This window comes from Streptomyces sp. NPDC031497 (assembly GCF_055580905.1).
Genome location: NZ_JBVIKO010000007.1, coordinates 20,581 through 44,561, shown reverse-complemented (window position 1 = coordinate 44,561; position 23,981 = coordinate 20,581). Strand labels below are relative to the sequence as shown.

Here is a 23,981-nt window from a genome sequence, read left to right as displayed (position 1 = left end):
CCGGGTCTCGGGTTCGGACCCGAGGTCCGAGACCCGGATCCCCGTCCGTACCGCCTCTGGAGGCTTTTCCCGTCATGGCAACTGTCCTGTATCACGTGGGCCGGGTGGCCTTCCGTTGGCGTTGGTTCGTCGCCCTGTTGTGGGTCGCGGTGCTCGCCGTCGCCGGGTTCGCCGCCGGCAAGGCGCCGGAGGCCTCCGACGGGGGCTTCACCATGCCCGGGATCGAGTCGCAGAAGGCGTTCGACCTGCTGGAGGAGCGGTTCCCGGGGACCGCCGCCGACGGGGCGAGCGCCCGGATCGTGTTCGTCGCGCCCGGCGGCGAGAAGGTGACCGCCGGCGCCAACAGGGCGGCCGTCGAGAAGCTCGTCGACGAGGCCTCCGCCGGCGCGCAGGTCGCCTCCGCCGTCGACCCCTTCCAGGCGAAGACGGTCAGCGAGGACCGTACGACGGCCTACGCGACCGTCACCTTCAAGGCCAAGGCCAGTGACCTGAGCGACGGCAGCAAGGCGCATCTGGAGCACGCCATCGACGCGGCCCGGGACGCGGGGCTCACCGTCGAGGTCGGCGGGGACGCCCTGGCCACCCAGCCGTCCGCCGGCGGCTCGGCCGAGGCGATCGGCATCGCCGTGGCCGCCGTCGTGCTGCTGATCACCTTCGGGTCGCTGGCCGCGGCCGGGCTGCCGCTGCTCACCGCGATCCTCGGGGTCGCCGTCAGCATGACCGGCATCCTCGCCCTCTCCGAGACCTTCGGCCTCTCCAGCACCACCGGCACCCTGGCCACCATGCTGGGGCTGGCCTGCGGTATCGACTACGCGCTGTTCGTCGTGTCCCGGTACCGGGAGGAGCGCGGCAAGGGGCATGCGCCGAGGGAGGCCGCGGGGCTCGCCGCCGGTACGGCCGGGTCGGCGGTCGTCTTCGCCGGGCTCACGGTCGTCATCGCACTGGCCGGGCTGTCCGTCGTAGGCGTTCCGATGCTGACCAAGATGGGCCTGGCGGCCGCGGGCGCGGTGCTCGTCGGGGTGTTCATCTCGCTCACGCTCGTGCCCGCGCTGCTCGGGTTCTGGCCGAACGCCGTGCTCTCGCGCGGTATGCGGCGCGGCTCCCAGCGGTTCAGGCGCAAGCAGCGCAAGCTCGACAACGGTGGCTCGCGGTGGGCGAAGGTCGTCGTACGGCATCCGCTGCCCGTGCTGCTGCTGGGTGTGGTGAGTCTGGGGGCCGTGGCCGTGCCCGTGATGGATCTTCAGCTGGGGATGCCGGGCGACGAGGCGAAGTCGACTTCGACCACCGAGCGGCGGGCGTACGACGATCTGGCGAAGGGCTTCGGGCCCGGGTTCAACGGGCCGTTGACGATCGTGGTGGATGCGAAGGGGGCGGCGGATCCCGAGGCGGCCGTGAGCGTCGTCAGGAAGGACATCGCGCACACGGACGGTGTGGTGTCGGTCTCCGCGGCCCGGTTCAACGACGCCGGTGACACCGCCGTCTTCTCCGCCACGCCGTCGACCGCTCCGACGGACAAGAAGACCATGGATCTCGTCGGGGAGATCCGGGACGGGCGAAGCGGTGTAGAGGCCAAGGCGTCCGGGGCGTCCTTCGAGGTCACCGGGACGACCGCGCTGAACATCGACGTCGCCGAGAAGGTGCAGTCGGCCCTGGTGCCGTATCTGGTGGTCGTGGTCGGGCTCGCGATCGTGCTTCTGCTGCTGGTCTTCCGGTCGCTGCTGGTGCCGCTGAAGGCGGCGGGCGGCTTCCTGCTCTCGGTGCTCGCCGCCCTCGGCGCGGTCGTCCTGGTCTTCCAGCAGGGGCACGGCGCGGACCTGTTGGGCGTGGAGACCACCGGGCCGATCATGAGCATGATGCCGATATTCCTGGTGGGCATCGTGTTCGGGCTGGCCATGGACTACGAGGTGTTCCTCGTCTCGCGGATGCGGGAGTCGTACGTCCACGGGGAGAGTGCCGAGCAGGCGGTGGTCTCCGGGTTCCGGCACAGCGCACGCGTGGTCGTGGCCGCCGCTCTGATCATGATGGCGGTGTTCTCCGGGTTCATCGGGGCCGGCGAGTCGATGATCAAGATGATCGGGTTCGGGCTCGCCATCGCCGTTCTCTTCGACGCGTTCGTGGTGCGGATGGCCATCGTGCCGGCGGTGCTGTCGCTGCTCGGGGACAAGGCGTGGTACCTGCCGCGTCGGCTGAACCGGGTGCTGCCCGACATCGACGTGGAGGGGGAGCGGCTGAGCCGGAAGGTGCCCGCGCCGGCGCGGTTGGTGGACCGGCCCGAGGACGAGGTCGGTACGACGGTGACGGTGACGGAGCCGGTGCCGCTGCGGCGCTGACGCGCGGGCGGTACGGGTGGCGCCCGCGCCGTACCGGCCACCGCCTGGGCATCTCGACTGTGCCTGCCCTGTCCCAGGGTGGTAACGGCCATGGCTCTCGGTGCCGGAGACAGGCCAGGATGACCCGGTGAGTGAAGACATGATCTCCCTGAGCCCCGTCCGGACCATCGGGGTCGTCGCCTCCTCGGCGCTGCTGCTCGCCGGTGGTGCCTGGGCCGTACGGGCGGTGTGGGATCTGCGGTTGGCCGGGGCCGGAGTGCCCGCGGGCGGGGTGCCGGACCAGGGAGGCGGGCGGCACCGGCCGCTGACCTCCTTGGAGAACGGGTATCACCTCGTCAGTTCCGCGGGGGCTGTACTGACCGTCCTCTGCGCCGTCGTCTTTCTGATGTGGCTGGGGCGGGTGCGCGACAACGCGCGGCTCCTGTCCGGGCAGGCGCCCCGGTACAGCGGGATCTGGGTTTTCCTGGGGTGGGTCATTCCCCTCGGGAATCTCTGGATTCCGCGCGGGATCGTCGCCGACGTGTTCCGGGACAGTGCACCCGAACGGCGGTTGCCCTGGGTCGTCAACGTGTGGTGGGGGTTCTGGCTGCTCGGCCTGGTGAGTGGGGTCGGGCTGTTGAGCAGCGACACCACCGACGAACTCATCGCCCGCGCCTACGACGACGTCTGGCCGCTCGTCCTCTCCGACCTCGCGCTCGTCGCGGCCGCCGTCGCGGGCGCGTTCGCCATACGGGCCGTCACCCGGGTGCAGGCGGAGCGGGAGGGCGAGGGGATCGTCCGGGTGTAGGGCGGGGCGCACGTGTGAAGTCGGGGGCGGCGCGGTACGGAGCTAGGTACGAACTCGCCGCCTCAGCCGTCAGGAGTCACGTCGTGAGCAGTGTCGCCATCGTGGGTGCTGGGCCGGGGCTGGGGGCCGCCGTCGCCCGGCGGTTCGGGCGGGAGGGGTACGGCGTCGCGCTGATCGCCCGGGACGGGGAGCGGCTCGACGGGATCGCGGAGGAGCTCTCCGGCCTCGGCGTCGACGCCCGCGGGTTCGCCGCCGACGTACGCGATCCGCTCGCCCTCGCCGCTGCCCTGGAGCGGGCCGCCGAGGAGCTCGGGACCATCGAGATCCTCCAGTACAGCCCCGTCCCGCAGCGGGACTTCATGCGGCCCGTGCTGGAGACCACCTATGCGGATCTGCTCGGGCCGGTCGAGTTCTCGGTGTACGGGCCCGTCGCCGCCGTGCAGCAGGTGCTGCCGGGGATGCGGGAGCTGGGCCGGGGGACCATCCTCCTCGTCAACGGCGGCACGGCCGTCATCCCGCATCCGGACCGCGCCGGGACCTCCATCGCCTTCGCCGCCGAGAGCGCTTACGGGCATCTGCTGCACGACCGGCTCGCCGGGGAGGGGATCCACGTGGCGCAACTGGTCATTCCCGGGGCCATCGTCACGGGGCACGCGCGCAAGGACCCCGCGGTGCTCGCGGACGCGCTCTGGGCGATCCACCGCGACCGGCACGGATTCCGGCACTACGCCGACGACCTCGACGGATAGCCCCTGGCGAGGGACGAACGGTAACCCCCGTCGGGCGGGATGGGCCGATCTGCGCGAACATCATTTGTGGGTCAATATGGTGTTCGGCCCGATTGCTCCTCTCAGGGAGCCAGCGATGGCTAAAGGGGGCCAGCGATGGCGGTGGAAATATCTCCTCTCCTCAAGCCCTCCCGGCTCAGAAGCCGTGGAGGCCTGCTCGGTGAGTGCCTGGCAGAGTTTCTCGGGACCTTCGTCATCCTCGCGTTCGGAGCCGGTGTGGTGGCGATGGCCGTCGCGGCACTGCCCGGGTCGGGGCGTGCGGAGACCCCCACGACGATCTTCCTGGCCGCCGGTGACTGGCTCCTGATCGCCTGGGGCTGGGGACTGGCCGTGACCTTCGCCATCTACGTGGCCGGCGGTGTCAGCGGCGCCCATCTGAACCCGGCGGTGACGCTCGCGTTCGCCGTGCGCCGTAAGTTCCCGTGGGCGAAGGTGGTGCCCTACTGGGTGTCGCAGGTGCTGGGCGCCTTCGCCGGGGCCGCGTTGGTCTTCCTCGTCTACCACGACGCGATCAACGCGTTCGACGCCGCGTCGAAGCCGCCGAAGGTGGGCGGGCACACCGAGGCCACCTTCTCCATCTTCGCCACCTTCCCGGCGCCGTACTTCCACGGCGGGATCTGGGGGCCGCTGATCGACCAGATCGTGGGAACGGCGTTCCTGGTCATGTTCGTCGTCGCGGTCATCGACCTGCGCAACACGGCCGTGGGGTCCAACCTCGGCCCGTTCGTCATCGGCCTCGCCGTCGCCGCCATCGGCATGTCCTACGGCGCGAACGCCGGCTACGCCATCAACCCGGCCCGCGACTTCGGGCCACGGGTGCTCACCTGGCTCGCCGGGTGGAAGAGTCTCGCGTTCCCGGGGAACGGGGCCGGGTTCAGCAGCTATTGGTGGATCCCGATCGTCGGACCGCTGATCGGCGGTGTGGTCGGGGTGCTGATCTACGACCTGTTCATCGGCGACGTCCTGCACGCCCGGCTCAAGCTGGGCGAACTGCCGGAGCCGGGCCGGACCCGCCCGACCACGGACGAGCCATAGGCGGACCGGCAACCGGTCCGGTAGCCGGAGCGGTGCCGGCCACGGTCAGGGCTCGGGTTTCTCCGCGCCCTGACCGCTTCCCTGTTCGCCCAGCCGCCGCACCAGTTGCTGGGCCTTCGAGACGCCGGTGTCGATCTGCTCGGTGTACTTGCCGTCGGTGCGTCCGTCGGCCAGGTCGCCGGCCTTCTCCAGACCGGTCTCGATGACGTCACCGTGTTCCTCGGCGAGGTCCTTCGCCTTGTCCGTCGCCTTGTCCGCCAGGTTCTTGAGTCCGTCGAGTCCATCGAACATGCGGGAATCGTGCCCGCCGGGAGCCGGCCGCGGCAAGACGGCACCCGGGGCGTTCAGCAGGGCGTGCGGCGTCCGACAGGGCGTGAAAGGAGCGGTTGGGCGTTTCCCGCGGCGGGTGACGGTGGAGACTCGACGGGCAAGCACGTCACCCACCCATGGAGACGCAGCCATGAGCATCACCTCCCTCCTGACCGGACTGACCGGGAAGCTCCCCGAACTGCGGGCGCTCTACGAGGATCTGCACACGTACCCGGAGCTGTCCTTCGAGGAGGAGCGGACCGCGGCCCTGGTCGCGGAACGGCTGCGGGAGCAGGGCTGGGAGGTCACCGAGCGGGTCGGCGGCACCGGGGTGGTCGGGGTGCTGGCCAACGGGGACGGTCCCGTCGTCCTGCTGCGTGCCGACATGGACGCGCTTCCGGTGCGGGAGGAGACCGGGCTGCCGTACGCCTCGAAGAACGACGGCGTGATGCACGCGTGCGGGCACGACATGCATGTCGCCTGGCTGCTGGGCGCCACCGGGCAGTTGGCGGCCGTGCGGGACGGCTGGCGGGGGACGGTGGTGGCGGTGTTCCAGCCGGCCGAGGAGGTGGGCGGGGCGCCGAAGATGCTGGCGGACGGGTTCGCCGAGCGGTTCCCGCGGCCGGACGTCTGCCTGGCCCAGCATGTGGCGGCCGCGCCGGCCGGGCTGGTCGGGACCCGGGCGGGTGCGCTGATGGCGGGCGCGGACAGCATGCGGGTCACACTGTTCGGGCGGGGCGGGCACGGGTCCACGCCGGAGGCCACCGTCGACCCGGTGGTGCTGGCCGCCGCCGTGGTGATGCGGCTGCAGACCGTCGTCTCCCGGGAGGTGGGCGCGGGCCAGCAGGCCGTGGTCACGGTCGGTTCGATCCACGGCGGCACCAAGGAGAACATCATCCCGGACACCGTCGAACTGAAGATCAACGTGCGGTCCACCACGGCGGTCGTACGGGAGCGGGTGCTGGCGGCGGTCGAGCGGATCGTCCGGGCCGAGGCGGCCGCCTCCGCCGCGCCGAGGGAACCGGAGATCGTCCCCATCGACTCCTTCCCGGTCACCCACAACGATCCCGCCGCCACCGAGGCCGTACAGGCCGCGCTGGCCGCCGAGTTCCCGGGCCTCACCTTCGAGTTGACGTCACCGGTCCCCAACAGCGAGGACTTCGGGGCCTTCGGCACGGCCCTGGGGGCGCCCTCGGTGTTCTGGTTCGTGGGCGGCGCCGACCACCAGCTCTTCGTGGACGTCGACCTGGAGGCCCTGGTCCGCGACGGCATACCGCCGCAGATCCCCTCCAACCACTCCCCGCACTTCGCCCCCGTCCCCGAGCCCACCATCGAGACGGGCGTCCGGGCGCTGCTCGCGGCGGCGGGCCACTGGCTGGCGCCCTGACGCTCGGCGCGTTCCGGGGTCAGCGCAGGGCGCTCGTCCGCCGGTGCGCCGGGATCGCCGGCCACCCCCCCCGGCCGCCGTGCGCGCGGCCGGCAGGAAGCCCGGTCGGCGCGGATCTCCGCCAGGATGTCGTCCCGGGCCGCCATGCCCAGGGCGTAGACCAGGCTCTCCAGGGGGCCGCGCTCACCGGCGACCAGGACCGCGCCCTGGACGCCCTGGACCCCTACTGGCGTGGGGCGCCCTGATCCAGGGCCGGGCGCAGATCGGCCCGTCGGCGGATGCCCAGCTTCCTGTACGTGTGGGTGAGATGGGTCTCCACGGTACGGCGGGCCAGATGGAGCAGGGCCGCGATCTCCACGTTGGTGCGGCCCTCGGCGGCGAGCTCGGCGATCCGGCGCTCGCTGCCGGTCAGGGAGGCGGTGCCCGTACGGCGTCTGGGGGAGCGGGCGCCACCTTTCCGCAGTATCCCCTCGGCCAGCTCCACCAGCCGTACGGCACCGAGGCGTTCGGCGTGCTCCACGGCTTCCCGCAGGCAGTCGCGGGCCCGGACGCCCTCGCCGGCGGCGGTCAGCTGGCGGCCCAGGGCGATCAGGGCCAGCGCCGGCTCGGTACCGGCGGGCCCGCCGTCCCGCAGGAGCGCCACGGCCTCCTCGGTGAGCTCCAGACCCCGGCGGCCGCCGGTGGCCGTACCGAGAACGCGCAGAGCCCGGCCCACCGTGCGCGGGGTGTTCCAGACCCGGGCCAGCCGCAGTTCCTCCTCGGCCAGGGCGATGGCTTCGAGGGGGCGGCCGAGGGCCAGCCGGCACTCGGCAGCGGCCGTACGCCAGGGGGTGACCACCGGGCTGATCACCTCACGGGCGGACTGGCGGCGGCCGCACTCCAGGAAGTCGTGCAGCGCCGCCGCCGGATCACCGGCGGCGGCCCGCACCACTCCGCGCGCGTAGAGGAACCGGTTCAGCTCCCAGGAGTCCGGCGCTTCCCGCAGGTCCAGCCCGGCGACCAGGCTCTCGGCCTGTGCGATACGGCCGGTCTCCACCAGCGCGATCAGGGCGTGCGCATGGACGTTGCCGGGCGTGACCGACTCGGGTACGGCCGTCGGGCGTGTGTGGTCGGCGCGGGCCGCCGCGATGTCCGACCGGCTGTTGAGCAGGGCCTGGTGCATGGGATGCAGCAGGTCGGGGCGCTGTCCGGCGAGCCCGCGGGCCACCAGCCGGTCGGCCTCGTCGAGTTCGTCGGCCCACTGGGCGACCGTGGCCGCGGTACCGACCAGGAACGGTTCGGTGAGCGGGTCGGCGGGTTCGGTGAGCAGGGTACGCAGCCGCCGCATGGCGTCCCGGGCCGAGGTGAGGCCCGCGGACGCGGCGTGCCGCACCAGCAGGGCCTGCCCGGCCGTGCCGACCAGCTCCGGGGAGCGCTCGGCGGTCTCGGACAGCCGGCGGTAGACCTCCTGCCGTAGCTCCTGGTCCTGGTCGGAGAGGAGGACGGTGGCGGTGTGCAGGGTGCGCACCAGGTCGGGGTGTTCGTTCAGCTCGCCGTCCACGGACCGCAGCAGCTCGACGGCCTTGCGGGTGCGGCCCCGGCCGGTCAGCGCGGTGCCGAGGGCGACGGCCGCGCGCACCCGGTCCTGCGGGGCGGCGGGCAGCCGGACCGCCTCGGCGAGCCGGGGGATCGCCGCGGAGGAGCGGGGCGCCGCGTACTCCAGCGAGCCCAGCTCGGTCAGCAGCCGCTGCCGCCGGTCGTCGGAGAGGGGTTCCTCCAGGGCCCGGCGCAGATAGCCGACCGCGTCCGCGGGCCGGCCGTCGCAGAGGGCGAGCGCGGTCGCGTCCTTGAGCAGGGACACCGCCCAGGGGGCGTGCACCGGGCCGGCCGCCAGCAGCTGCCGGGCCACGGCCTCGGCGGGCGCGTCCTGGCGGAGCATGGCCTCGGCGATCGCCCGGTGCGCGGCCTGGCGGCGGGCCGCGGGCACACCGGCGAGGACCGCGTCGCGCAGCAGGGGGTGCGGGTAGCGGGGGCGGCCGTCGGTGCCGGGGGTGAGCAGGCCGAGGTTGGTCATGGCGGTGAGCCACCCGGCCACCCGCGTCGGGTCGGCGCCGGCCAGCTCGGCGAGCAGGGGCGTGATGTCGATCTCCGGCAGTTCGGCGCCGGTGTTCTCCTCCAGGACGGCGAGGGCACGGGCGACCTCGGTGGTGGCCGGTCCCGAACTGTCCAGCCACCAGCGGACCGCGGCCGGGTACGCGCCCGGGTAGAGGGCGGCGGTGGCGGTGGGCACCGCCGGGTGCCGGGCCTCGCGGAGGTCGTCGAGCAGAGCGCGCAGGAGCAGCGGGCTGCCGCCGGCGGCCCGCACGCAGTCGTCCACCCAGGTCCGGTCCGCGTCCGGGAAGGCGTCGCGCACCCGGCCGGCCGCGGCCTCCGGGGTGAAGGGAGCGAGGGTGTGGGTCCGGACGAGCGCCGGGGGGAGGGTGTGGGCGAAGCCGGGGGTGGGCGGATCGAGGTCGTACTGGCTGCGTTCGCCGACGACCAGGAGGATCGGTAAGCGGTCTATGTGGCGGGCGGACTCCACGAGCCAGCGGTGCGAGGGGGCGTCGGCGAGGTGCACGTCGTCCACAGCGACGAGCAGCGGTGAGTCCTCGGCGTAGGCGCGCAGCACGCGCCACAGTCCGGCGGCGGTGGCCCGCTCGTCGCCGTCCACCGCGAGATCGGCGAACTCCGGCGACGGGCCGAGGAGTTGCAGGACGGTGGCGAAGGAGATGGCGGTGTCGGCGGGCGAACAGCGTGCGCGGAGCGTTTTCAGACCGAGGCCGGCCGCGTGCTCGGCCGCGGCCTCCAGGACGCTGGTACGGCCGGTTCCGGTGGCGCCCCGCAGCAGTACGAGACGGCCGGTCCCGGACCGCGTGCGCTCGGCTTCCTCGGCCAACAGGTGTATGGCGTCGGCGAGTTCAGGGCACGAATGCGTCATTCCTGGCTCCTCGCGGTGCGCTGGTCGGTTCGGGGGGTGTTCGGGGGGTTAGAGGGGGCGGGGGCGGGAGAGGTTGTGGGGTGGTGGGGTGGGCTGGGGGTTTGTTGCCGGGTTGGCACATTCGGGGGTGCTTGGTGCCGTGGGCGACCGCGGGCCGGTGGGGGTTGTTCGCGCGGTTCCCCGCGCCCCCAAGAAGGCGGGTCCACCGGTTCGACCCGAAAGGGGCGCGGGGCTGTGGTCGATATGCGGCTGCCGCCGCGTGGGCGCGACCAGCCACGACGCACCCGCAGCGAGCCACGGACCGACGCACTCCCCCACATCTCGTGGTCCATCTCGTGGTCGTCCACGATTGCCGTTGCCCCTTTGGTCCCACCAGGCTGTGTATTCCCGCCCGTCACCGTTCCCTCAGGGGTGATGGGCACGTGGACATAGGGGAAGCGGTTGATCAGCAACAGCTCATTAGCGTCGGTCACCCGCACGCCCGTCGCGGTGTACGCACCGGACCCGATCTCCCGTGAAGGCGCGCTCAGCCAGTTGCGCCGGCACCCGGAGATCGAGTTGCGTGACGAGTCCGAGACCGGCCCCGGCACGGTCGCGCTGCTCATCAGCGACAGCCTCGACGAGCCGGAGCTGACCCGGCTGCGCCGCGTCGTGCGCAGCGAGGGCGCGCGGGCCGTGCTCGTGGTCGGGACGCTGCGCGAGACCGAGCTGCTCGATGTGATCGAGTGCGGGGTCGGGGCCATCGTCTGGCGGCACGAGGCCACCGAACTCCGGCTCGTGCAGGCCGTGCTGGCGGCCGCCCGCGGCGACGGCGACCTGCCCGCCGACCTGCTCGGCCGGCTGATCAACCAGGTCGGCACCCTGCACCGCAGTGCCGCCGGCCGCCCGGGCGCCCCGGCTTCCGGGCTGTCCGCCCGCGAGGTGGACGTACTCCGGCTGGTCGCCGAGGGACTCGACACCGGTGAGATCGCCAGCAAGCTGTCCTACTCCGAGCGCACCGTCAAGAACGTCATGCACGGGCTGACGACCCGGCTGCATCTGCGCAACCGGGCACACGCCGTGGCCCATGCCCTCCGGGAAGGCTACATCTGACCGAACGGGCAGTACCCACCGGTTCCCGGGCAACGCGGTCTGCCCGGCCGTTCCTGCGGGCGCGGCGGGGGCGAAGGGCAGGATGGACGCGAGTGCGGACAGGTCCATGGGGTGGTGAGTACGGCGTGATCCACGAGGTGGACCAGGTGCTGCGGAACCTGCTGACCGGCGGTGCGCTGGAGGGTGCGGGCATCGACGTCTCCTTCGACGCCCCGACCCGCGACTGGGCGGCCCGCCGCAACGGCCCGGTGATCAACAGCTATCTGTACGACATCCGGGAGGATGTGAAGCGGCGTCAGCGCGGGCACATCGACGTCCGGGACGACCGGGACGTCGTCGTCAAGCGCCGGCAGCCGCCCCGCTGGTTCCGGCTGTCCTACCTGGTGACGGCGTGGACCAAGCGGCCCGAGGACGAACACCGGCTGATCAGCGCCGTGTTGGCGACCCTGATCCCGAGGGAGCTGATCCATCCGGGCGAACTGCCCGACTCCCTGCGCGCACTGGGTCTGACCGTGTCCCTCTCGGTGGCCGGTATCCAGACCGAGGCCCGCTCCCTGGCCGAGATCTGGTCCGCGCTCGGCGGCGAGCTCAAGCCGTCCCTGGACGTCGTCATCACGGCGCCCTTCCCGGCCTACCCCGAGTACGACGCCGGTCCGCCGGTCACCGAGGGTGCCGCCGTCCGTGTCCGTGGGGGACTGGAGGAGTCCGCCCCGGTCCTTGAGGAGCGGGCCCACCGGCCCGGCCAGGTCGCCCAGGCCAAGGCCGCCCGGAGGACCCGGGCGTGACCCTGGACGTCTCCCTGACGCCGGTCGCCCCGCTCCTCGCCCGGCTGTCCGGGCTGCGGGACCGGGCCGCCGCCCTCGTCGCCCACCGCTCGGCCGGCGACCCGACGGCCACCGACCCGCTGCGCGGCCTGTACCTCTCCGAGGAGGCGGTCAGGCACTTCCTGCGCCCGGAGACGCCCGCCGAACTCCCCGGCCTGGAAGCGGACTTCACCGACCGGCTGGCCGAACTCGCCGGCCGTCTCCGCCTCGACCCGCTCGACACCACGATCCTGCTCATCGCGCTCGCCCCGGACCTGGACCGCACCTTCGAGCCGCTGTACGGCTACCTCAACGACGACGTCGGCCGCCGTCGCGCCACCATCGCCCTCGCCCTCGACCTGTACGGCGTCCCCGCCCACCTCCCCGAGGCCCGCGCCCGCTTCCACCCCACCGCCCCGCTCACCGCGCTCGGCCTGCTCACCGTCGACGAGCCCGAACGCCCCTTCCTCAGCCGCTCGTTGCGGGTCCCCGACCGGGTTCTGTCCCACCTCCTCGGCGACGACACCCCGGACCCGGCCCTGGCGGGACACCTGCGCGCACCGTCGTACGACAGCGAAGCCGGTGCCGAGGAGGACGAGGGGTTCGTACGGCGGCTGGCCGGGCGGATCGCCGCCGGGCCGCTCTTCGGGTATCTGCGGGAGCGCCGGGAGGGCGAGGGCCTCGGCCGTGCGACGGCCGCGCTGCGGCTGGCCGGGGTGGAGGTCCTGCACTACACCGGCCCCGAGGAGCACCTCATGGAGGTGCTCCGGGAGGCCCGGCTGGGCGGCCGGGCGGTACTCGTCGACGCGGCACAGCCCCGGGAGTTCGCCCGGAAGCTGAGCGGTGCGGGCGACGTCACCGCACTGATCACCAGCCCCCACGCCTACGACCCCCAGTGGTGCGACCACCGCGATCCCCTCGTCCTGGAGGTGCCGTCCCGGCGCACCGCGCCCGTGGACGCCTGGGCGGCCGTACTGCCCGACACCTCCGGCTTCGACCTCGCGGCCACCGTCGCCCCGTACCACCTGGGCGGCGACCGGCTCGCCCGCGCGGCCCGGGCGGCGCTGGCGCTGGCCGCCTTCGACGGCACCCCGCTGGCCGCCGGCCATCTGCGGCTGGCCGCCCGTCAGCAGTCGGCGTCCGGGCTCGAACAGCACGCCCGCCGGATCCGGCCCGCCGTCGGCTGGCGGGACCTGGTGCTGCCCGAACGCCCGCTCACCGAACTGCGCGAACTGGCCCTGCGCGCCCGCCACCGCGACCGGGTGCTCGGTGACTGGCGGCTGAGCGCGGGCGGCGGCCGGGGCCGCGGAGTCCTCGGCCTGTTCGCCGGCGAGTCGGGCACCGGCAAGACCCTGTCGGCGGAGGTGGTGGCCGCCGAGCTGGGACTGGACCTGTACGTCGTCCAGCTCTCCTCCGTCGTCGACAAGTACGTGGGTGAGACCGAGAAGAACCTGGAGCGCATCTTCACCGAGGCCGACCGCACCGACGCCGTGCTGCTCTTCGACGAGGCCGACGCCGTCTTCGGCAAGCGCTCCGAGGTCAAGGACGCGCACGACCGGTACGCCAACCTGGAGTCGGCCTATCTCCTCCAGCGCCTGGAGGCCTTCGACGGCATCGCGCTGCTCACCACCAACCTGCGCGCCAACATCGACGAGGCCTTCACCCGCCGCCTCGACCTGGTGATCGACTTCCCGTTCCCGGACGAGGAGCAGCGGCTGGCACTGTGGCGGCACGGGCTGGTGCACGTGCCGAGCGAGCCGGACATCGAACTCGGTCCGCTGGCCCGTGACTTCGAGCTGTCCGGCGGCGCCATCCGCAGCGCGGTGGTCACCGCCGCCTACTTCGCCGCGGGCTGCGGGGAGCCGGTCACCGCGGCGAACCTGCTGGAAGGCGCCCGCCGCGAGTACCGCAAGGCGGGGCGGCTGGTACCGGGCACCTGGTGACCGACGGCTGGGTTCGCTAGTCGCCCGACGGAGGGACGATCTGCCATTCCTGGTCGTCGGTGTCCGAGCAGTAGTAGAGGGTCAGGTTGGTGTCGTTGGCGCCGGTGCTGTAGCCGGCCACGTCCAGGCAGAGGTTGTTGCTGGCGAAGTTGCGGATCCAGTAGGCGCCGCTGGGCTGCTTGTCGATCCACCACAGCTGGTTGTCGGCCTTGGTGCCGTCGCACTTGTACTCGGTGATCGGCGAGGACAGCTTGGCCGACCCGTAGTTGGACAGGTCCATGCACAACTGGTCCTTGACGTTGCGGATCTGGAAGAGCGCGGCCGAGCCCGGACCGTCCTTCGAGTAGCGCACCTCGAGGTTCCACAGCTGGTTGTCCGCGGTGGTCTCGTTGCAGGTGTACTCCCGCACCGGGCCGTTGCTGGTCCCCTTGTCGTAGCCGGGGATGTCCGCGCACTTCTTGGTCGTCGTGTTGCGCAGCAGGACGTTGTACACCGGTACGACCGGCTTCGGGACCTTCTTCTTCGTCGCCTTGGGGGACGGCTGGGCCTGGCCGCCGCCCCCGCCCGCCTGGGTGTCGGACGAGCCGTTGTCGTCGTCCGGCTGCTGCTCCACCGGGGACGGGGAGGGCGCCGGAGCGGCGGCGAGGGGTGCGCCGGCCGAGGGGCTGGGCGCGAGGGAACTCACCCCGGCCTCCTGGGTCTGTTCCTGGGCGAGGCTTCCGACGTGGGGTTTGTACGCGAACCAGATCAGGGCGAAGGTGATGGCGAGGGCCAGCAGGGTGCCGAAGAGGGTGGCGATCCAGCGAGGCAGGAAGCCGCGCTGGATGTAGGTGCCGTCCACAGGCTGTGGATTGACGCCCGCGCGCTGCACGGTGAGCGCGTAAGGTCGCTGCTCTTTCGGTCCGAACCAGATGATCCGCCGGGGTTTGAGGGTGGCCTTGATGAAGGCGGCGCGGCCGGGTTCGATCTGGACGTTGCTGGGGTGGATGTCGTAGGCGAGCTGGTCGCCGTTGTCGTTGCCGCCGATGGAGGCGGTGAGTCTGGTGTTGCCGAGGTTGTCGATGGCCAGTTTGGGGCGGCCTCGGAAGCGGCCCTTGACCGTGGGTGGGACCAGTTCGGCCCGTATCTCGGTGAAGGGGGTGATGGTGAGGTTGCCCTCGGGGACGGTGACGGCCTCGGGGTGCTCGGTGGGGGTGATGCGGACGGCGTAGGGGTTGGGGCCCGCTGTCGCGTCGGGGGTGCGGGGTGGGGCGAAGGTCAGCTCGACCGTGCCCGTGGTGCCTGGATAGAGCCGGAGCGTGGGAGGCTCGACGGTCGTCCAGGGGGCGATGGGGCCCACCGGTTCGAAACGGTACTCGTCGACGACGTCGCCGGTGTTGCGCAGCCGCAGCCGTACCCGGGTGCTGTTGCCCGGGTCGACGGTCGCGGAGGCGGGTTCCAGGGAGGTCCAGAGGGTCATGCGGGCACCGTCAGCTTGAAGGCTTCCAGCCAGAGCGTGTTGTCGAGGGTGCCGACGAAATCGAGTGCGTTGTTGTCGCTGCGGGCGCCCTGGCACCACTGGCCGCCCCAGTCGTGGTCGCGGACCTTGGCGTAGTTGCAGCCCTGTCCGCTGCCGACGTTGAAGGCGAAGCCCTCGATGTAGGGGTCGGCCGCCTTCGTGCTGCCGATGTAGTTGTCCTTGCCGTCGGGCATGATCGCCGTCCAGTTCGGATTCCACTTGCCCTTGCCGTCCGTGGACTGGGGGTTGTAGACGAAGGCGTTGGCGGCGGAGCCCTGGACGCCGTACACCGCGAGGTTGATGGCCTTGATCGGGGTGTTCTTGCCGACCGTGCCGGCCATGGTGCCGTCGCAGACGGGCTTCTGCCAGCCGGTGCCCTGGACGTAGGCGCGGTAGCAGATGTGCCGCCCGGACGGGTCGGCGGCGGCGAGGCGGTTCACGGCGGTCGCCGCGGTGTCCTGCTTGGGCTTGGCGGTCACCGTGGCTGTCGCACCGCCGCCTCCGCCTCCCCCGCCGCCTCCGCCTCCGTTGCCGCCGTCCCCGGCGTCCGGAGTGACGGGCGCGGTGGAGGCCGTGACACTGGGCGCCGGCGGCGGGGTCGGGGTGGCCGAGGGGCTGGGCGCGAGGGAACTCACCCCGGCCTCCTGGATCTGCTCCTCGGCGAGGCTCTTGACCTGCGGCTTGTAGTTGAACCAGATCAGGGCGAAGGTGATGGCGAGGGCCAGCAGGGTGCCGAAGAGGGTGGCCAGCCAGCGGGGCAGGAAGCCGCGCTGGATGTACGTCCCGTCGACGGGCTCGGGCGTGAGCCCCGAGCGCTGCACGGTGAGCCGGTACGGCCGCTGTTCCTTCGGTCCGAACCAGATGATCCGCCGGGGTTTGAGGGTGGCCTTGATGAAGGCGGCGCGGCCGGGTTCGATCTGGACGTTGCTGGGGTGGATGTCGTAGGCGAGTTGGTCGCCGTTGTCGTTGCCGCCGATGGAGGCGGTGAGTCTGGTGTTGCCGAGGTTGTCGATGGCGAGTTTGGGGCGGCCTCGGAAGCGGCCCTTGACGGTGGGCGGGACCAGTTCGGCCCGTATCTCGGTGAAGGGGGTGATGGTGAGGTTGCCCTCGGGGACGGTGACGGCCTCGGGGTGCTCGGTGGGGGTGATGCGGACGGCGTAGGGGTTGGGGCCCGCTGTCGCGTCGGGGGTGCGGGGCGGGGCGAAGGTCAGCTCGACCGTGCCCGTGGTGCCTGGATAGAGCCGGAGCGTGGGAGGCTCGACGGTCGTCCAGGGGGCGATGGGGCCCACCGGTTCGAAGCGGTACTCGTCGACGACGTCACCCGTGTTCCGCAATCGCAGACGGACGCGGGTCGAGGACCCAGGGTCCACGGTCGCGGAGGCGGGTTCCAGGGAAGTCCACAGGCTCACGCGTCGACGCTATGCGGAGCGCGAAGCCGGCGCAGCGGACCGCGGGGCAGACCCCGGTGCCGCAGGGGCCGGACTCGTTGCCCCCGCGGACGGTGCCGGGTGCGGTGGGTGCGGGCGCTCTACGCGTCGGAGCGCTTGCCGATCAGGTCCCGGTACAGGGCCGCCCTCTCCTCATGGGTCGTGGCCTTGGCGAGTTCGGTCTTCCAGTCCGCTTCCAGAGCCTTCAGCTTCTTCAGCCAGTCGCCGAACTGCCGTAGGTCGACATAGCGCTGGCCGGCGGCGAGGGGCGCGTCGCCGCCGATCTTGTCGTCCTTGTGGCCGCCGAAGTTGCTGAAGGGGTTGGCGGTCTTCTCGCTGCTCTTCCAGTTGTGTTCGTAGCCCTCGGGGGTCCGGCCGCCAGGCCCGGCGGTCTCGATGCCGACCTGAAGTGCCCCGTCGCGCTTGCCGGTCGGCGGCTTGTACCCCATGAACAGATGCCCGTGCGACTCGTCCGGGAGGATGGTCCCGCCGTGGTAGCCCGTGTTTCCCGCGCCGCCGACGCCCACCCCCAGGCCGTAGAGGTGGCTGTGGGGGTCGATGAGGTTCCGGCCGGTGGCCTTCAGGCCGCCCTTCTCCACGAAGCGGCCCGGCTGGCCGGGCTTGTTGTCGCTGATGTCCATGTGGTGGGTGGCGTACGTGCGCTTGTACACCGGGGCCTCGGGCTTCGCGTTGGGCTCGTAGAACTTGGGGTTCTCCCTGGTGATGTGGAGCCACCGGGGGAGTTCGTAGCCGTGCTGGCCGTCGGCCAGTTGCGGGATGCGGATGTTGACGCGGCCGCCGTAGGCCAGGGCGTGCGCGACGTCGTCCTTGAAGTCCTCGTGGAGACCGGTCTTCGGGTTGAAGACCTGCAGCCCCTCCTTCAGGATCAGGAAGATCTTGGTGAGGATCTCGGTGCCGCGCTCCACGCGCTTGCGGTGCTCGGCGGCGTTCGGTACGTCGTCGGAGATGCCGGGAGGGAGCAGGGTCGCGACGAAGGTCTGGAAGATCTGCTCGTTGCGCTCCCCGGTGAGCTGCTCCCGCTCCTCCTCGGGGTTCGACTTGTCGCGCATGGCGTGGTGGCGGCCGAGCTGGTAGTCCGGCCGGGGGCCCGTACCGGCCGGTCCCGCCCCCTTGCCCTCGGCGTGCTGCTGCCACCGCAGGGTGGCGATGAGCAGGCGCTTGCCCTTGGGCTGCGCCAGCCAGCTGTGGAAGTCGTCCTTCTTGATGTAGTCCTGCGCCTCGAGGTGGGTGCACAGGCCGACCGTCCGCAGCCAGCCGGGATCCTCGGCCTCGGCGGTCCTGATCAACTGGAGTTCCTCGGCCGTGAACTTCGGGCCGTTGCGCTCCCGCTTGTCGAGGACGGACCGCACCTGCTTGTTCCGGATCTCGGCGGTGCCGCCGACGATGAGCCGCGCGAGGCGGGCGGTGGCCGGGAGCGCGGACACGGGGGTGGCGGCGCCGATCGCGGGCGAGGCCGGAGGTGAGGGCTCGGTCGCGGGTGCGACCTCCGGTTCGGCCGTGGCTTCCGTCGTGGGTCCGTCCCCAGGCGCCCGCTGGACGGGTAAGTCCTCGTCCGCGCTGTGCTGCACCGCGTCGTCCTCGTCCGCGCTGCGCTGCACCGCGCCGGCGGGCGGTGCGGAGGAACCGGGCAGGGCGAGGTCGGGCGCGGCGCCCCGGGCCAGCTTGCGGGCGTTGGAGCCGGCGCTCCGCTCGAACGGGTCGTCCGGGTGGGAGACCTTCTCGCCCCTGTTGTTGGCGGTGCCGGGCACGGGGCCCAGGGCCTGCTGGCGGACGTGGTCGACCTCTTCGTACATCACCTCGTCGGTGACGCGGTTCCCGCCGAGCACGATGTGCGGGCCGGTGGTGTAGGCCCGGGCCCCGAGTTCCTCGGCCGAGCGCTGGGCGACCGGGTCGCTGTGCACGCGCACATGGCCGAAGTCCATGCCGTAGGCGTTCTGCGCCCGCTGCAGGATGCGGGGCTCCAGCGGCACACCGGGCGTGCCGACGGCGTCGGCGACCGACGTCCGCGGCTGCACCGGCACGGCCTCGGCCTGCTGCTCCCCCGCCTCGTCCTCCTGCCGGGCCCGCTGGATCGCCCGGGTCACCGCGGCGTTCCCCGCGGACCGCTGGAGGGCGGCCAAGGGGGGAGGTACGGCGGCTTTCCGGGGTGTCGGACGGTCGCCGTCACGGTCCGCGGTGGAGCGGTTCTCTGCTTGAGTGCGCATAGCCGGTTCCCGTTCGGTCGACAAGGGCCTCGGCAGGGGCCTCCCCCCTCCGTACCCGGTGGGTGCCGGACCCCGGGAGGTCCGCGGGGGCAGGACCGCGGGCAGACTTGCCGGCCGAAGGGTTGCGGGGCGGCCCGGACTGCCCTTGCGGGCAAGGGAACTGCCCCCGGTGAGGCACCGGAGGACGTTTCCGAATGCGCGCTTCGCGCGTGAGGGTGGGAATGTTCCTGTCTCGTACCCCGAGGAGAGCAGAGCATGCCGTCCTACCTGTCGCCCGGCGTCTACGTCGAGGAGGTGGCCAGCGGCTCGCGCCCCATCGAGGGGGTGGGCACGTCGGTGGCGGCCTTCGTGGGCCTGGCCCCGACCGGTCCGCTGAACGAGCCGACGCTGGTGACCAACTGGACGCAGTACGTCGCGTCCTTCGGTGAGTTCACCGACGGGTACTACCTCGCGCACTCCGTCTACGGCTTCTTCAACAACGGCGGCTCGGCGGCCTACGTCGTCCGTGTCGGCGGCACCCGGGAAGGCGCCGAGACCGGCGTCAACGCGCCTGCCGCCGTCGGGTCTTCGGCCGCGCCGGCCGCGCTGCCGCCCGGCGAGGCCAAGCAGCTCGGCACCTTCACCGTGAGCGCGCTGGCCTCCGGTGACCTGAGCGTCGAGGTCGCCGACCCGGAGGGCGAGGGCCCGGCCGAGCGCTTCAAGCTGGTCGTCAAGGACGGCGGCAAGGCCGTCGAGACCTTCGACGTGACCGCGAAGAAGGGCGGCCGCAACTACGTCGTCACGCAGGTCAAGGAGCGCTCCAAGCTCATCACCGTGACCGAGGCCGCGCCCGCCGCGCAGCTGGCCCGTCCGGAGAACCAGACGGTGGCCCTCGTGGCCCCGACCCCCGCCCCGGCGTCCGCGTCCCCCGTCGCGGACGCCGGCTCCCACCCCGGCCCCGCCGAGTACCTCGGCGACTCGGCCGACCGCACCGGCTTCGGCGGCCTGGAGGCCGTCGACGAGGTGTCCATGGTGGCCGTGCCCGACCTGATGGCCGCCTACCAGCGCGGCGCGATCGACCTGGAGGCCGTCAAGGCCGTCCAGCTCGGCCTGATCGCGCACTGCGAGCTGATGGGCGACCGCGTCGCGGTCATCGACCCGCCGCCCGGCCTCAACGCCCGCCAGATCCGCGTCTGGCGCCAGGAGACGGCCGGCTACGACTCCAAGTACGCGGCCCTGTACTACCCCTGGATCAAGACCTTCGACCCGGCCTCCGGCCAGTCCCGGCTGATCCCGCCGTCCGGCCACGTGGCCGGCGTCTGGGCCCGCAACGACGCCGAGCGCGGTGTCCACAAGGCCCCCGCGAACGAGGTCATCCGCGGCGCGGTCGACCTGGAACTCCAGATCACCCGCGGCGAGCAGGACCTGCTGAACCCGATCGGCGTGAACTGCATCCGGGCGTTCCCCGGCCGCGGCATCCGCATCTGGGGCGCCCGCACCCTGTCCTCGGACCCGGCCTGGCGCTACCTCAACATCCGCCGGTACTTCAACTACCTGGAGGAGTCGATCCTGATCGGCACCCAGTGGGTGGTCTTCGAGCCCAACGACCACAACCTCTGGGCCCGGATCCGGCGCAACATCTCCGCGTTCCTGGTCAACGAGTGGCGCAGCGGCGCCCTGTTCGGGCAGCGGCCCGAGGAGGCGTACTACGTCAAGTGCGACGAGGAGACCAACCCGCCGGAGTCGGTCGATGTCGGCCGCGTGATCTGCGAGATCGGCATCGCGCCGGTCAAGCCCGCCGAGTTCGTGATCTTCCGCCTCGCCCAGTTCTCCAGCGGCAGCGGCGAGCTCCAGGAGTAGCGGATTTCCGGGTCCCGACCCCCTTGTTTCCCAGGCATCTTGAGAAGAACGGGCAGTAACACATGAGTCTCCAGCCGGGTGACGCCCTCACATCGCACAATTTCGGCCTGCAGATCGACGGCGTGATGGTCGAGTACCTCGCCGAGGTCAGCGGCATGACGATGGAGCAGGACGTCATCACCTACCAGCAGAACACGCCGGACGGGAAGAACCACGTCCGCAACCTGCCGGGCGTGAAGAAGAACGGCACCTGCACGGTCGTCCGCGGTATGACCCAGTCCTCGTCGTTCACCCAGTGGATCAACGAGTCGATCAACGGCCAGATGGCCACGGCCCGCAAGAACGCCTCCATCATCATGATGGACTTCGAGAACAACCCGGTGAAGCGCTACAACCTGCGCAACGCCTGGTGCAGCAAGATCGACACCAGCACCGTGAAGGCGGGCGAGGCGGCCGCGCTGACCGAGACCGTGACCATCACGTTCGAAGAACTGGTCATCGAGTAATGAGGCGTTCGGCTGTCAGGGCCGGGGGCGTGGGCGCGCCGCTCGCACCGGAGGAGCCGGCGCCCCAGGCCCCTCAGCAACCGGAGACGCCCGTCGAGGTGCTGCGCACGGAGTTCCCGTTCCAGCTGCCCCGCGGGTACGTCGACGAGCAGGGCACCGTCCACCGCGACGGCGTGATGCGCCTGTCCACGGCACGGGACGAACTGATCCCGCTGCGGGACGTGCGCGTCCAGGAGAACCCCGCGTTCCTGTCGGTGGTGCTGCTCGGACGGGTCATCACCCGGCTGGGCACGCTCGCCTTCGTCCACGACGGGGTCGTGGAGAACATGTTCGCCTCCGACCTGGCGTTCCTGCAGGACTTCTACCGCCAGATCAACGCGGAGGGCCACACCCGGGCCGCGGTCAACTGCCCGCACTGCTCGGAGCCCTTCGAGGTGGAACTCGGCGGGAGCCGCCTGGGGGAATCGTGACGTACGCGACCGACCGGCTGCACGAGGAGATCGCGTACGTCGCCTACCACTTCCACTGGAGCCTGGAGGACATCCTGGACCTGGAGCACGCCGACCGCCGCCGCTACACGGCGGAGATCGCGTCCCTGGTGACCCGGGCGGCCTCCGCAGGGGCGGAGGGCTGAGCGGTGGGGTTGTGGGATCGGATACGGGGCCGCGGAACCGCTGACGCGGGGGCCGAGACCGCCGTGGAGGCGCCGCGGCCTGTCGAGGCACCGCGGCCCGTGGTGGCGGCGGCCTGGTCCGGGCTGCCGCCGATTCAGCGTGCGCTGGGGACGGCGGGCGGGCCGGTCGCGGACCCGGGGTTCGGCGGCCGGCTGCCCACCTGGCAGAACCCGTCGTTCATGGGCATGCGCTCGCACGCGGTCCTGGACGGCGAGTCGAGCGCGTCCCTGGCCGGCGGCGGCCACCCGGGGACGACGCGCGCGGGGGCCGTGTCCGGCCTGGAACGCCCGGTGCAGAGGCTCCCGTTGTCGGGGCCGGTCGACGCGGCCGGTCCGACGGGAGCGGCGGGGCTGACGCGTTCGGCCGGTGGCCGGGGCTCGGCGGTTCCGGTGGTGCCGCTGCGGGCGATACCGACGGTCCAGACGGCACGGACGGCCGGGAGCGGGCCGGCCGGGGGCGGCGGGTCGGCTTCGACTGCGGGCCCGGACGCGCCCGCGGGTGCGGGTGGGCCTGGGTACGCGGGTGGACCTGCGGGGCCCGCACGGTCTGCGGGGGCTGCTGGGCGCGCGGGGTCGTCGGCCGGGTCTGCGGGGGCGGCTGGGCGCGCGGGGTCGGCTGGGTCTGCGGGATCCGCACGGTCGGCCAGGTCTGCGGGGTCCGGGCCGTCTGCGGAGGCGGCTGGGCGTGCGGCTTCGGCCGGCTCGGCGAGTCCGGCCGGTTCCGCCGGTTCGGGACGGGTGGCCGGTTCGGCGGGGCCGGCGGTGCAGCGAGTGCCGTTGGCGGCGCCGGCGGTGCAGCGGGTGCCGTTGGCGGGGCCGCGCGGTGGTGGTGCGGCCGCGCGGACGGTGGGGGCAGGAGCGGGAGCGGTACGGGGCGGGGGGAGTGCGCCCATACCGGCGACCCCGTCGGTTTCGTCGACCCCGTCCACTGCGCCGAGGTTCTCGACCCCTTCGACCTCCTCGACCCCTTCGACCTCCTCAACTCCGTCCACTTCACTGATGTCCCGGACCCCGTCGGTCTCGTCCACCTCGTCGACTTCCTCGGCCGCGCCGACCCCGCCAACCCCGTCGATTTCCTCCACCTCGTCGGCTTCCTCGGCCCCGCACGCTTCCTCGACCGTGCCGACCCCGTCGGCTTCCTCGACCCCGCACGCTTCCTCGGCCGCGTCGGCCCCCGCGATCTCCTCCACGCCGTCACTTCCCTCGTCCTCCTTCGTCAAGAGGACCTCCGGGGACGGGCGGCCGGTGGTGCCTGCCGTGCAGCGGGCGGTTTCCTCGGTGGCCGTCGCTCCGACCCCGGTGCCGGTGGCCTGGACGCCGCAGTCGGCGCCGGTCGCTCCGGCTCCGGCCACCGGTCCGCGGGTCACGGCCGCGCCTCCCGTCCCGCCTCGCCGCAGCGCGCTGACGCACGCGCCGGTGGGCACGTCGGCGACGGCCGTACAACGGCGGACGTTGCCCTCGGCGCCCAGGACGCAGGCCAGTGAGAGTGCGGTGCCGGCGGCGGGTGAGGGTGACCGAGCCGGGGGCGAGACGGCGGCGGGCGCGGCTGTACCCGGGGATCCGGTGCCGGTGAGCGGCGGCTTGTCGTCGCCCCCGCGCGACGGTGGCCGTACCTCGCCCGATACCGCCTCGCGTGCCTCCGGGAACGCTCCTTCAGGACCGGCGCCGGCGGCACCTCCCGTCGTACAGCGGTCCGCGTCCGGTGGCGGGGGCGGGGGTACGTCATCGGCACCCGTGTCTCCCAGGGCTACGGCGGCGCGTACCGCACCCCCCGCTCCCACGACGACACCCTCGCGTACCCCTTCCACGCCCCCCGCGGCATCCCCGACGCCCACGCCGTCCGCCGTGACCCCGGACCGCGGCGGGCCTTCCGGCATGTCCGGCGCCGGGTCGCAGACCCCTGTGCGGCGGCAGCCGGTGAGTGGTGCTGCGGGCGGCAGCCCCGCGACGCCCGCCGTGCAGCGCCGTACCGCCCCGCACACCCCGGAAAGCGGTCGTACGGCGGAGAGTTCGGCACCGCGGCCGGTCACCGACACCACCACCACCACCGAAGCCGCCGCCGTCTCTTCGGCCACCGCCGGGACCACGCCCCCCGTACCGGGGAGTGGGCGACCGCCGGCCGCCCCGGCCGCGGGCGGTGGCCGCGAGGTGCCCGTGCAGCGCCGGGTGACGGAGAGCGCGGCCGCCATCGATGCCGTACCGGCTGAGGTGCCGACGCCGGCGCGTGAGCCCGACCGGGCTGCCTCGGACGGCGCTTCGACAGCGTCCCGGCCCGCTGCCCCGGCTCCCCGCCCCGCTCGCCCGGGCCTCGGCGCCCCCCTTACGGGTACCGCCGGAGCTTCTCCGACGGACGGCGGCAAGGCGGGCGAGGTGCGCACGGCGG

At 72.6% G+C, this 23,981-nt stretch carries 18 protein-coding genes; 12 read left to right on the top strand and 6 right to left on the bottom strand.

Annotated features, from left to right (window positions below):
• The first annotated feature begins 74 nt into the window (after positions 1-74).
• The 4 genes from ACZ5K7_RS16240 (at position 75) to ACZ5K7_RS16225 (ending at position 4,940) form a co-directional block, all read left to right on the top strand.
• Complete coding sequence (locus tag ACZ5K7_RS16240) at positions 75-2,330, top strand: MMPL family transporter (protein ID WP_468913997.1); 2,256 nt, start codon at positions 75-77, stop codon at positions 2,328-2,330.
• A 127-nt stretch (positions 2,331-2,457) separates the two neighbouring features.
• Entirely contained in the window at positions 2,458-3,117 is a 660-nt protein-coding gene (locus ACZ5K7_RS16235) for a DUF4328 domain-containing protein (RefSeq protein ID WP_468913994.1), read from the top strand.
• An 83-nt stretch (positions 3,118-3,200) separates the two neighbouring features.
• Positions 3,201-3,866, top strand: coding sequence for an SDR family NAD(P)-dependent oxidoreductase (locus ACZ5K7_RS16230; protein WP_351696139.1), 666 nt, complete (start codon positions 3,201-3,203; stop codon positions 3,864-3,866).
• A gap of 135 nt (positions 3,867-4,001) precedes the next feature.
• Positions 4,002-4,940: an MIP/aquaporin family protein gene (locus tag ACZ5K7_RS16225; protein ID WP_468913990.1), complete on the top strand. Its 939-nt coding sequence runs from the start codon at positions 4,002-4,004 to the stop codon at positions 4,938-4,940.
• 45 nt (positions 4,941-4,985) lie between these two features.
• Here ACZ5K7_RS16225 and ACZ5K7_RS16220 read toward each other — a convergent pair whose 3' ends face one another.
• Entirely contained in the window at positions 4,986-5,231 is a 246-nt protein-coding gene (locus ACZ5K7_RS16220; protein WP_351696143.1) for an antitoxin, read from the bottom strand.
• A gap of 169 nt (positions 5,232-5,400) precedes the next feature.
• Between ACZ5K7_RS16220 and ACZ5K7_RS16215 the strand changes: the two genes are divergently transcribed.
• On the top strand, positions 5,401-6,636 hold the full coding sequence (locus tag ACZ5K7_RS16215; RefSeq protein WP_468913987.1) for an amidohydrolase: 1,236 nt from the start codon (positions 5,401-5,403) through the stop codon (positions 6,634-6,636).
• Between the two features lie 223 nt (positions 6,637-6,859).
• Here the strand turns inward: ACZ5K7_RS16215 and ACZ5K7_RS16210 are convergent, their stop codons facing one another.
• Positions 6,860-9,592: a LuxR C-terminal-related transcriptional regulator gene (locus tag ACZ5K7_RS16210; protein WP_468913985.1), complete on the bottom strand. Its 2,733-nt coding sequence runs from the start codon at positions 9,590-9,592 to the stop codon at positions 6,860-6,862.
• 441 nt (positions 9,593-10,033) lie between these two features.
• Here ACZ5K7_RS16210 and ACZ5K7_RS16205 point away from each other — a divergent pair, with 441 nt between their 5' ends.
• The 3 genes from ACZ5K7_RS16205 (at position 10,034) to ACZ5K7_RS16195 (ending at position 13,430) form a co-directional block, all read left to right on the top strand.
• Positions 10,034-10,684: a helix-turn-helix transcriptional regulator gene (locus tag ACZ5K7_RS16205; RefSeq protein WP_351696152.1), complete on the top strand. Its 651-nt coding sequence runs from the start codon at positions 10,034-10,036 to the stop codon at positions 10,682-10,684.
• 125 nt (positions 10,685-10,809) lie between these two features.
• The gene (locus ACZ5K7_RS16200) at positions 10,810-11,469 is read left to right on the top strand and encodes a Pvc16 family protein (RefSeq protein WP_351696155.1); all 660 of its coding nucleotides are present in this window, start codon (positions 10,810-10,812) and stop codon (positions 11,467-11,469) included.
• The gene (locus ACZ5K7_RS16195; protein ID WP_468913980.1) at positions 11,466-13,430 is read left to right on the top strand and encodes an ATP-binding protein; all 1,965 of its coding nucleotides are present in this window, start codon (positions 11,466-11,468) and stop codon (positions 13,428-13,430) included. The genes ACZ5K7_RS16200 and ACZ5K7_RS16195 overlap by 4 nt, the downstream gene beginning before the upstream one ends.
• Before the next feature lie 16 nt (positions 13,431-13,446).
• Here ACZ5K7_RS16195 and ACZ5K7_RS16190 read toward each other — a convergent pair whose 3' ends face one another.
• The 3 genes from ACZ5K7_RS16190 to ACZ5K7_RS16180 form a co-directional block, all read right to left on the bottom strand.
• The gene (locus tag ACZ5K7_RS16190; RefSeq protein ID WP_468913977.1) at positions 13,447-14,889 is read right to left on the bottom strand and encodes an RICIN domain-containing protein; all 1,443 of its coding nucleotides are present in this window, start codon (positions 14,887-14,889) and stop codon (positions 13,447-13,449) included.
• The gene (locus ACZ5K7_RS16185; protein WP_468913975.1) at positions 14,886-16,337 is read right to left on the bottom strand and encodes a hydrolase; all 1,452 of its coding nucleotides are present in this window, start codon (positions 16,335-16,337) and stop codon (positions 14,886-14,888) included. Before ACZ5K7_RS16185 ends, ACZ5K7_RS16190 begins: the two co-directional genes overlap by 4 nt.
• A gap of 119 nt (positions 16,338-16,456) precedes the next feature.
• The gene (locus ACZ5K7_RS16180; RefSeq protein WP_468913972.1) at positions 16,457-18,580 is read right to left on the bottom strand and encodes an eCIS core domain-containing protein; all 2,124 of its coding nucleotides are present in this window, start codon (positions 18,578-18,580) and stop codon (positions 16,457-16,459) included.
• Between the two features lie 255 nt (positions 18,581-18,835).
• On the opposite strand from ACZ5K7_RS16180, the gene ACZ5K7_RS16175 reads away from it, so the two are divergent.
• From ACZ5K7_RS16175 to ACZ5K7_RS16160, 4 genes are all read left to right on the top strand, one after another.
• Positions 18,836-20,419, top strand: coding sequence for a phage tail sheath subtilisin-like domain-containing protein (locus ACZ5K7_RS16175; RefSeq protein WP_468913969.1), 1,584 nt, complete (start codon positions 18,836-18,838; stop codon positions 20,417-20,419).
• Between the two features lie 62 nt (positions 20,420-20,481).
• Positions 20,482-20,925, top strand: a complete 444-nt coding sequence (locus tag ACZ5K7_RS16170) for a phage tail protein (RefSeq protein WP_189262970.1) — start codon at positions 20,482-20,484, stop codon at positions 20,923-20,925.
• On the top strand, positions 20,925-21,395 hold the full coding sequence (locus tag ACZ5K7_RS16165) for a hypothetical protein (protein WP_351696166.1): 471 nt from the start codon (positions 20,925-20,927) through the stop codon (positions 21,393-21,395). Before ACZ5K7_RS16170 ends, ACZ5K7_RS16165 begins: the two co-directional genes overlap by 1 nt.
• Complete coding sequence (locus ACZ5K7_RS16160) at positions 21,392-21,559, top strand: DUF6760 family protein (RefSeq protein WP_351316879.1); 168 nt, start codon at positions 21,392-21,394, stop codon at positions 21,557-21,559. Before ACZ5K7_RS16165 ends, ACZ5K7_RS16160 begins: the two co-directional genes overlap by 4 nt.
• Positions 21,560-21,693: 134 nt before the next feature.
• On the opposite strand, the gene ACZ5K7_RS16155 is transcribed toward ACZ5K7_RS16160, so the two are convergent.
• The gene (locus ACZ5K7_RS16155) at positions 21,694-23,673 is read right to left on the bottom strand and encodes a hypothetical protein (RefSeq protein WP_468913966.1); all 1,980 of its coding nucleotides are present in this window, start codon (positions 23,671-23,673) and stop codon (positions 21,694-21,696) included.
• Between the last annotated feature and the right edge of the window lie 308 nt (positions 23,674-23,981).

Bases quoted from the DNA above. Each gene is read 5' to 3' on its own strand.
- ACZ5K7_RS16175 (WP_468913969.1), top strand. From the start codon at position 18,836: ATGCCGTCCTACCTGTCGCCCGGCGTCTACGTCGAGGAGGTGGCCAGC.
- ACZ5K7_RS16165 (WP_351696166.1), top strand. From the start codon at position 20,925: ATGAGGCGTTCGGCTGTCAGGGCCGGGGGCGTGGGCGCGCCGCTCGCA.
- ACZ5K7_RS16240 (WP_468913997.1), top strand. From the start codon at position 75: ATGGCAACTGTCCTGTATCACGTGGGCCGGGTGGCCTTCCGTTGGCGT.
- ACZ5K7_RS16215 (WP_468913987.1), top strand. From the start codon at position 5,401: ATGAGCATCACCTCCCTCCTGACCGGACTGACCGGGAAGCTCCCCGAA.
- ACZ5K7_RS16220 (WP_351696143.1), bottom strand. From the start codon at position 5,231: ATGTTCGATGGACTCGACGGACTCAAGAACCTGGCGGACAAGGCGACG.
- ACZ5K7_RS16190 (WP_468913977.1), bottom strand. From the start codon at position 14,889: ATGACCCTCTGGACCTCCCTGGAACCCGCCTCCGCGACCGTCGACCCG.
- ACZ5K7_RS16225 (WP_468913990.1), top strand. From the start codon at position 4,002: ATGGCGGTGGAAATATCTCCTCTCCTCAAGCCCTCCCGGCTCAGAAGC.
- ACZ5K7_RS16180 (WP_468913972.1), bottom strand. From the start codon at position 18,580: ATGCGCACTCAAGCAGAGAACCGCTCCACCGCGGACCGTGACGGCGAC.
- ACZ5K7_RS16170 (WP_189262970.1), top strand. From the start codon at position 20,482: ATGAGTCTCCAGCCGGGTGACGCCCTCACATCGCACAATTTCGGCCTG.
- ACZ5K7_RS16210 (WP_468913985.1), bottom strand. From the start codon at position 9,592: ATGACGCATTCGTGCCCTGAACTCGCCGACGCCATACACCTGTTGGCC.